This is a genomic window from Propionicimonas sp., from assembly GCF_034927565.1.
Lineage (GTDB): Bacteria > Actinomycetota > Actinomycetes > Propionibacteriales > Propionibacteriaceae > Propionicimonas.
In genome coordinates this window covers 60074-68273 of record NZ_JAYFPT010000001.1, presented here as the reverse complement: position 1 = coordinate 68273, position 8200 = coordinate 60074, and the positions used below count along the sequence as shown (strand labels likewise).

8 protein-coding genes are annotated in these 8200 nt (G+C 71.8%); 2 read left to right on the top strand and 6 right to left on the bottom strand.

Going from position 1 to position 8200, the window contains the following annotated elements; all coding sequences use genetic code 11:
- The coding region (locus VB080_RS00370) for an FAD-binding and (Fe-S)-binding domain-containing protein (protein ID WP_323416424.1) at positions 1-1714 on the top strand (1714 nt) is incomplete at its 5' end.
- Positions 1711-2823: a hypothetical protein gene (locus tag VB080_RS00365; RefSeq protein WP_323416423.1), complete on the top strand. Its 1113-nt coding sequence runs from the start codon at positions 1711-1713 to the stop codon at positions 2821-2823. The genes VB080_RS00370 and VB080_RS00365, both read left to right, overlap by 4 nt.
- Here the strand turns inward: VB080_RS00365 and VB080_RS00360 are convergent.
- The 6 genes from VB080_RS00360 to VB080_RS00335 form a co-directional block, all read right to left on the bottom strand.
- Positions 2807-3652 carry a transglutaminase family protein gene (locus VB080_RS00360; RefSeq protein ID WP_323416422.1) on the bottom strand — a complete coding sequence of 282 codons (846 nt, stop codon included), beginning with the start codon at positions 3650-3652 and terminating at the stop codon, positions 2807-2809. The genes VB080_RS00365 and VB080_RS00360 overlap by 17 nt on opposite strands.
- The gene (locus tag VB080_RS00355; RefSeq protein WP_323416421.1) at positions 3652-4584 is read right to left on the bottom strand and encodes an alpha-E domain-containing protein; all 933 of its coding nucleotides are present in this window, start codon (positions 4582-4584) and stop codon (positions 3652-3654) included. Before VB080_RS00355 ends, VB080_RS00360 begins: the two co-directional genes overlap by 1 nt.
- On the bottom strand, positions 4578-6146 hold the full coding sequence (locus VB080_RS00350) for a circularly permuted type 2 ATP-grasp protein (protein WP_323416420.1): 1569 nt from the start codon (positions 6144-6146) through the stop codon (positions 4578-4580). Before VB080_RS00350 ends, VB080_RS00355 begins: the two co-directional genes overlap by 7 nt.
- Before the next feature lie 61 nt (positions 6147-6207).
- Entirely contained in the window at positions 6208-6732 is a 525-nt protein-coding gene (locus VB080_RS00345; RefSeq protein ID WP_323416419.1) for an RDD family protein, read from the bottom strand.
- Between the two features lie 19 nt (positions 6733-6751).
- Positions 6752-7591, bottom strand: a complete 840-nt coding sequence (map, locus tag VB080_RS00340) for a type I methionyl aminopeptidase (RefSeq protein ID WP_416339568.1) — start codon at positions 7589-7591, stop codon at positions 6752-6754.
- Positions 7591-8166 carry an adenylate kinase gene (locus VB080_RS00335; protein ID WP_323416418.1) on the bottom strand — a complete coding sequence of 192 codons (576 nt, stop codon included), beginning with the start codon at positions 8164-8166 and terminating at the stop codon, positions 7591-7593. The genes map and VB080_RS00335 overlap by 1 nt, the downstream gene beginning before the upstream one ends.
- Between the last annotated feature and the right edge of the window lie 34 nt (positions 8167-8200).

Sequence of the window (8200 nt, the reverse complement as noted above, 5' to 3'; positions counted from 1 at the left end):
CGACGGCGCCGGCCTGGCCGAGACCAGCCTCGCCCGTCCGGCCTACGCCGGCTGGGAGGACGCCGCCGTCCCTCCCGAGCGGCTCGGCGGCTACCTGCGCGACTTCGAGGCGCTGCTGGACCAGCACGGCCTGCAGGCCGCGCCCTACGGGCACTTCGGCGAGGGCTGCGTCCATGCCCGGATCGACTTCCCGCTCACCGCGCCGGACGGCCCGGCCCGGCTGCGGGCCTTCCTGACCGATGCCGCCGCCCTGGTCGGCAGCCACGGCGGCTCGATGTCCGGCGAGCACGGCGACGGCCGGGCCCGCTCCGAACTGCTGCCCGCGATGTACTCCCCCGCAGCGCTGGCGCTGTTCGGGGCGGTCAAGCAACTCTTCGACCCGGACAACCTGCTCAACCCCGGCGTCCTGGTCGACCCGGCCCCGGTGGACGCCGGCCTGCGCACCGAACTGGCCCGCTCGTCGCTGGCCCTGGCCCATCCGGAACTGGCCGCGGGAGTGCACCGGTGTTCGGGGGTCGGGCGCTGCATCAGCCAGCACGGCGAGACCGCCGACATCATGTGCCCCTCCTACCGTGCCACCGGGAACGAGAAGGACTCCACCCGCGGCCGGGCACACGTCCTGGCCGAACTGCTCGGCGGCACGCTGCCCGGCGGCTTCGCCGCCCCCGAGGTGCACGAGGCGCTCGACCTCTGCCTGGCCTGCAAGGGCTGCGCCCGGGACTGCCCGACCGGCGTCGACCTGGCCTCCTACAAATCCCAGGCGCTGGCCGAGACCTACCGCGGCCGGTTGCGGCCGCGCAGTCACTATCTGCTCGGGCGGCTGCCGCAATTCGCCCGGCTGATCACCCGGCTGCCGGGAGCCACGGCGCTGGTGAACGGCGCACTGCGGGCGCCGGGGGTCGGACGGGCGGCACGTTGGCTGGCCGGAGTCGACCGGCGCCGTTCCCTCCCGCGCTTCGCAGCCCGCCCATCCCACCAGACCCTCGCCCGGTCTGCCGGTGCGGGCAGGCCGGTGGCGCTGTGGATCGACTCGTTCAGCGACTGTTTCGCCGGCACCCATCTGCCCGCTCTGGTCCAGGTGCTGACCGACGCCGGCTGGACGCCAGAACTGGTCACCGATCCCGCCTGCTGCGGGCTGACCTGGATCACCACAGGCCAGCGGGACGCCGCCGCCCGCCGGCTGCGGCAGGCGGTCGGCACCCTACACAGCTACGTCGAACGCGGGCTGCCGATCCTGGGCGTCGAACCGTCCTGTCTGGCCGTGCTGCGGGATGACGCGGCCGGACTGATCGACGACCCACGGCTGCCCGCCGTCGCCGCTGCCACCCGCACCCTGGCCGAGTTGCTGGCTGAGACCCCCGGCTACACCCCGCCCGACCTGGTCGGTCACCAGCTGGTCGTGCAGCCACACTGCCACCACGCCGCCGTACTCGGCTGGCAGGCCGACGCCGCCCTGCTGGCCCGCACCGGTGCCACCGTCACCACCCTGGGAGGCTGCTGCGGCCTGGCCGGCAACTTTGGCGTCGAGCGCGGCCACTACGAGGTCAGCGTGGCGGTCGCCGAGGACCAGCTGCTGCCGGCCATCCGCGCGGCCGGGCCGGGGGCGATCGTGGTGGCGGACGGCTTCTCCTGCCGCACCCAGGTCTCCGACCTGGCCGGATGCCAGGCTCTCACCCTGGCCGAGTTGCTCGCCCTGCACCGGGAACAGCCGTGATCGTCGTCGTCGGTGCCACCCTGCCCGGCCTGGCCGCAGCCGCCCGGCTCGCCCGCGTCGGCCACCAGGTCGTCGTGCTCGATCGCCGGGCGTTCCCCGATCGGCCGGCGATCCCCGAGCCGGTCCCCCTGTCACCGCTCGACCCAGACCCCCACGTGATCCTGTTGCCGGGGGCGTGGCGCGATCTGTTCCGCAAGTCCGGCCGACCGATAACCGGAGAGTTGGGCCGCCACGGGCTACGTCTCGTGCCGGCCCCCGCGCCCAGCTACGCGACATCGGCGGGTGAGATCACGCTCCCGGCGGATCGCGCCGGCCAGTGGCACACCCTGGCCGAGACGGTTGGGCCCCGGGCGGCCGCAACCTGGCGCGACCTGCTCGACCGGCTGGACACCAGCTGGCTCGCGTTGCGTCCCCTCGGCGTGGAGGCCGAGTTCACCGCAACCCGCCTCGACCGCGCCACCAAGGCGGCGCTGCACACCCACCAGACCCTGGCTGACCTCGCCCGACAGGCAGGCCCGCTCGGCAGCCTCTTCACCGACCTGGCACTGCGCCGTGACAGCGATCCGCGGACCACCCCCGGCTGGCTCGGCACCAGGCTCAGCATCGAACGCACCTTCGGACGCTGGCAGCTGGCCGATTCCGGCGACATCCCCCAGCCCGCCACCCGCCTGCTGGACATCGTCCTGCAGCGGCTCGTCGATCGCGATGTGGACCTGCGCTGGCAGACCGAGGCACGCCACGTCGCCCCCGGCCGGGTGCTCACCACCGAGGGACCTGTGGAAGGCCGGGCGATCATCATCGCCACCTCCCCCTGGCAGCACGCCACCCTCACCGGCCGGCGGCCACCACGCGGGCTGACCGCGGCAAGCACTGCCGGCCCGCAATGGCACGGCTGGCGCACCCTTCTTGCCCTCCCGCGCCTGCGCACCACCATCCCGGGGGTGTATCACGCCTCGGCGTTCAGCCCCGCCGGCCCCGAGCCCTGGGCTCAGCTCCTCACCGGCGCCCTCGCCGCGTACCGCGTCCACGAAGACCTCACCGGCGAGGACATCCGCCCCACGAACAAAGACTGGAGCCCACCACGCGGGCCGCTCAGGCCAGGACCGTGATCTCCACCTCGACGAACATGTCCGACTCGCTGGGGCCGGAGTAGACCCCCTTCAACGGCGGAATGTCGAAGTAGTCGCGACCGGTACCGATTTCGACGTGGAAGTCGCCCGGCGCGGTGTCGTTGGTCGGGTCCAGTCCCACCCACCGGCCGTCCCAGTACTGCAGCCAGGCGTGGGACTCACCGGTCTGCGGCTCGCCGACCGACGGGTTCTGCGAGGGCATCACATAGCCCGAGACGTACCGGGCGGGCACGCCGATCGAACGCAGCGCGCCCAGCGCGAGGTGGACCAGATCCTGGCAGACCCCGGCGCGCGCCTCCCACACCTCACTGGCCCGGGTGTGCACCTCCGTCGAGCCGGGGACGTAGTCCACCCGTTCCCGGATCGCTGTCACCAACCGGTGGACCGCCTGCGCCGGGGTCGGGGCATCCCGGCGGATCCGCCGCGCCAGCGTCCGCAGCCCCGCGGGTGGCTCGATGTGGCCCGCCAACTGCAGCATCTCGACGTACTGGTCGGCCAGTTCCGGGTCCAGCACCTCCTCCCAGGAGATCCCCAGCCCGGTGGCCGGCCGGTCGCCCACCTCGACGGTGCTGGTGGCCACTACCTGCAACCGGTCGTGCGGGGCGGAGATCTCGAAGGCCGTCACCTGGGTGCCCCAGTAGTCCCGATAGCCGTAGGTCCAGGCGGTCGGCGAGATCTCCAAGGTGGTGGCCAGCACGATCTGCTCGCGATTGGTCCGCGGCGTCATCCGGGCCTCGTTCCGCGAGGCTGCCACCCCGGACGGGTAGCGGTATCCGGTGTGATGGACGATCCGAAGCTGCCGGCCCATCAGGCTCCCTCCTGCCAACTCGCAGCTGTCGCCGCGCTGAAGTAGCGGCTGGTGATCGCCTCGCTGGCCTGGTGGCAGGCGCGCTGCAGGTCGACCATCCGCTGCGGCAACTCCGCCAGGATCCGCTCCGGACGCTGGTACTCCAGCGCGGCCCGGACGGTGCCCAGCAGTCGCTGCGCATCGTCGTGGACACCGGCCCGCCGGGTACCAGGATCCAGCTCGGCCAGAGAGTCCTCGGCGATCGTCAGGGTGTGCACCACCGACCGCGGAAAGAGCCGGTCGAGCAGCAGGAACTCGACAGCGTCCCGGTCGGCGACCACCCCGCCGTAGCTGCGGATGAAGGCGTGGTGCGCGCCGCAGCCCCGCAGCACATTCGGCCAGGCGTTCTGGCTGCCGGCGATCACCGCGGCAGTGGAGATCATCCGGGCGGTCATGTCGACCCGCTCCAGACTGCGTCCGAGGGTGAGGAAGTGCCAGCCCTCGTCGTGGCTCATGGTCTGGTCGGCCGTGCCGGAGATGACCGCGCAACGCTCCCGCACGTACTTGAACGCGGTGGCCGGACGCATCCGCTGCAACCGGCTGCCCTTCACCGCGATCCAGGAGGTGTTGATCGCCTCCCACATCTCGGTGGAGATCGTCTCCCGGGCCCGGCGGGCAGCCTCCCGGGCGCCGCCGATCGCGGCCGCGATCGAGCAGGGTGAGGCCCCGTCCCAGCACAGTTGGGCCATCACGGTCTCGTTGGAGTCGGTGATCCCGGACGGGTCGGTTGCCGAGCCCATCACCGCCAGCAGGGTGGCCGCCGCCTCGTCGGAGTCGACGGTGGGATCGTCGATCAGCAGCTGCAGGTGCACCTCGACGATCCGGCAGGTGTCCTCGGCCCGCTCCAGGTAGCGTCCGATCCAGAACAGCGACTCGGCGATCCGGCTCAGCATGGCGCACCTCCCCGGGCCTGCTGCTGTTGCTGCTGGGTCTGCTGGCGCTGTACCGGCTCCTCGCCCAGTGCCCCCAGGGGCACCGCCTCCGGCGGTGGCGCGGTCCGGCGGCGCTTGCGTCCCCGTACCCCCTCGGCGGCCAGTACCCAGGTGTCCTTCGAACCGCCGCCCTGGCTGGAGTTCACGATCAGCTCGCCCTCCGGCAGGGCCACCCGGGTCAGCCCGCCGGGCAGCACGTAGACCGCGTCGCCGGAGTTCACCGCGAACGGCCGCAGATCGACATGCCGGGGCATCATCTGTCCGTCGATCATGGTGGGGACGGTCGACAGCTGCACCACCGGCTGGGCGATCCAGCCCCGCGGGTCGGCCAGGATCCTCGCCCGCAGGGCCGCCAGTTCCCTGGCTGTCGCCCGTGGCCCGATCACGATCCCCTTGCCGCCGGAGCCGTCGACCGGCTTCAGCACCAGCTCGTCGAGCCGGTCCATCACCTCCTCACGGTGGGCGGGCTCCTCCAGCCGCCAGGTGTCGACGCTGGCCAGCGCCGGCTCCTCGTTCAGGTAGTAGCGGATCAGGTCGGGCATGTAGGTGTAGATCAGCTTGTCGTCGGCCACCCCGTTGCCGATCGCGTTGGCGAGGGTGAGGTTGCCCGCCCGGATCGCGGTGACCAGGCCCGCGCAGCCGAGCAGCGAGTCCGCCCGGAACTGGGCCGGATCGAGGAACTCGTCGTCGATCCTGCGGTAGATCACGTGCACCGGCTTGAGGCCCTGGGTGGTGCGGATCGACACCCGTCCGTTGTGGGCGACCAGGTCGCGGCCCTCGACCAACTCCACGCCCATCATCCGGGCCAGCAGGGCATGCTCGAAGTAGGCCGAGTTGTGGACGCCGGGGGTGAGCACCACCACCGTCGGGTCGCTCACCCCGCTGGGGGCAGCTGCCCGCAGCGCCGCCAGCAGGTGCAGCGGGTACTGCTCGACCGGGCGGATCCGGTGCCGGGAGGTCACCTCGGGCAGAGCCGAGAACATCGCCCGCCGGTTGGAGATCACGTAGGAGACCCCCGAGGGCACCCGGACGTTGTCCTCCAGCACCCGGAATCGTCCCACCTCGTCGCGAACCAGGTCGATCCCGGCAACCTGGCAGCGAACCCCGTTGGGCGGCACCACGCCGTGCATCACGCGGTGGTAGTGCGGCGAGGTCACCACGACCCGGCGCGGCACCACCCGGTCGCGGAAGACCCTGCCCTCACCGTAGACGTCGGCCAGGAAGGCCTCGATCGCCCGCACCCGCTGCTTGACGCCGGCTTCCACCTCGGCCCACTCGTCGGCCAGGATCACCCGTGGCACGATGTCCAGCGGGAACGGCCGCTCCTCGCCGCCGATGTCGAAGGTGACACCCTGGTCGAGGTAGGTCGACTTCAGGTATTCGGCCCGGATCCTGACCTCATCGGTGTCGAGCTTGGCCAATTGCCGCAGCACCGAACCGTAGGCCATCCGGACGCCCTCGGCCCCCACAACTTCATCGAATGCCTTCGGGGTACCGGCATAGTCGCGAAACAGCAGGCTCACGCCGCACAGCGTAGGCGGTCTCTGTTTCAGGCAGGTGTCAGCGTTCCAGGCCAGGCCGGGCTCAGCCCTCGGCCACCCGCCGGGCGCCGCCAGTGGCCACCACCTGGCCGTGGCTGGCGATGTCGTGGGGTGCGCGGTGGTCGCCGGTGAGCATCGCGACCACGGTGAGGACGGGAAACAGGACGGCGCTGCCGGTGAGCACCCAGACGTCCCAGCCGATCGGCGGCCGGGCGGTCAACTGGGCCAGCACCGCCGCATGGGCCAGCGCCCATGGCAGTCCGATCCGGATCAGGTTCCGCAGCAGGGCCCGGCTGTAGCCCAGCGAGCGTCCGTCGAGCCGCCTGATCCGCAGCCCCGCCCACTGCTTGCCGGGGCTGGCCTCGTAGCGGCCGCCCTCGGTGAGGGTGAACAACACCAGCAGCGGCACCACCACCGCTACCGAACCCGCCAGGTTCAGCGTCAGCGGCGGGACGGTGGTGACCACGTCCCACTGCCACAGCGCGAATCCGAGGGCGGCGACAACCACCACCCAGCCGACGACCAGGCCCAGATCGATCAATGCTGCTTCGATCCGTTGCCTTGTCACGGCCGCATGCTATCGGGGCTCAGTCGCCCAGCGGGCCGAACGGCACGCCACGGGCCGCCAGCTCAGCCTCGCCGCCGTCCGCCGCGGTCAGCACCCACAGGCCGCGTTCGGTGATCGCCACCGTGTGTTCCCAGTGTGCTGCCGCCGAGCGGTCGCGGGTGACCACCGTCCACTCGTCGTCCAGGGTGGCCAGCGCGGCCCGGCCCAGGGTGACCATCGGCTCGATGGCGATCGTCATGCCGGTGGTGAGCGGCACTCCCCTGCCGCGCCGGCCGAGGTTGGGAACGTCCGGCTCCATATGCATCGCGGTGCCGATGCCGTGGCCGGTGAACTCCGCGACGATCCCGTACCGCACCGGTTCGCGGCGGATGCTGTGCTCGACGGCGTGGCCGATGTCACCGATCCGGCCACCGGCGCGGACGGCGGCGATCCCGGCCCAGAGCGCCTGCCGGGTGACCTCGCTCAGCCGGGCCCGCTCGGCGGGCAGCTCACCGATCCCGACGGTAATCGCGGAATCGCCGTGCCAGCCGGCCAGCGAGACCCCGAAGTCGATCGACACCAGGTCGCCCTCGACCAGCACCCGCGGGCCGGGGATGCCGTGCACCACCTCGTCGTTGACCGAGATGCAGGTCACCGCCGGGAAGGGCGGCAGTCCGTAGCCGGCGTCGTAGCCGAGGAAGGAGGAGACGGCTCCCACCCGTGCGATCTCCGCGCGGGCGAGGCCGTCCAGTTCCGCGGTGGTCACGCCCGGACGGGCGGCCTGCCGCAATTGTTCGAGAATCCGGGCGACAACCAGCCCGGCTGCCCGCATCGCACGCAGTTGGTCCTCAGTCTTGCGCTCGATGCGCGGCGCCACGATCAGCTCGCCGCCACCTGGTCCAGCGCGGCGGTGATCCGCCCGCCGACCTCCTCGATGGTGCCGATGCCGTCGACCTCGACCAGCAGGCCACGGTCGCGGTAGATCGCCAGCAGCGGGTCGGTGGCCTGGTTGTAGACGGCCATCCGGTTGCGGATGGTGTCGGCGTTGTCGTCGGCGCGGCCCTCGATCTCGGCGCGCTTGAGCAGCCGCTCCACCAGGACATCCTCGTCGGCCACCAGCGAGATCACCGCGTCCAGCGCGGTGCCCGACTCGGCCAGGACGCCGTCCAGGGCCTCGACCTGCCCCAGGGTGCGGGGGTAACCGTCCAGCAGCCAGCCGGCAGCGGCATCGTCCTCGCCCAGCCGGTCACGCACGATCGCGTCGGTGATCTCGTCGGGGACATAGCCACCCTCGGCCATGATCGCAGCCACCTTCTGACCCAGCGGGGTCTGGTTGCGAACGTTCGCCCGGAAGATGTCCCCGGTCGAGATGGCCGGCACCTCGTAGTGTGCGGCGATGCCCCGTGCCTGCGTGCCCTTGCCGACCCCGGGGGGGCCCATGATAAGCAGTCTCACTGCGGATTCCCTTGCTTTTGTCCTACTGGAACGA

Excerpts from the sequence above, each read along its gene's own strand:
- VB080_RS00360 (WP_323416422.1), bottom strand. The coding sequence starts at position 3,652 with ATGGGCCGGCAGCTTCGGATCGTCCATCACACCGGATACCGCTACCCG.
- VB080_RS00355 (WP_323416421.1), bottom strand. The coding sequence starts at position 4,584 with ATGCTGAGCCGGATCGCCGAGTCGCTGTTCTGGATCGGACGCTACCTG.